Here is a 245-nt window from a genome sequence, read left to right on the forward strand (position 1 = left end):
ATCGAGTGGACGATTGGGTGATCGGTGAAAATGCCCACCTGACCTCCAACGGTGCCACCATGAACCAGTCCCGTGTAATGGCTGGCAAGTTGACATTGAACGCCGGCACCCATGCACTGGACATCCAGGCCTCCAAGGGTTCCCAGCTCTCGCTGAGCGGAACAACCGTGGTGGCCCGCAATTCGGTTGCATCCGCCATTAACCTGCAAGGTAGCCAGGCTGATATCCACGGCAGCACAATCACT

Annotated in this window: 1 protein-coding gene; it reads left to right on the forward strand. The window is 57.6% G+C overall.

Features of this window, described 5'->3' with window-relative positions:
- Window positions 1-17: 17 nt before the first annotated feature.
- On the forward strand, window positions 18-245 hold a 228-nt coding region (locus SB717_RS38600), incomplete at its 3' end, for a hypothetical protein (RefSeq protein WP_410908518.1).

The organism is Priestia sp. SIMBA_032, from assembly GCF_046535215.1.
GTDB classification, from domain to species: Bacteria; Bacillota; Bacilli; order Bacillales; family Bacillaceae_H; genus Priestia; species Priestia aryabhattai.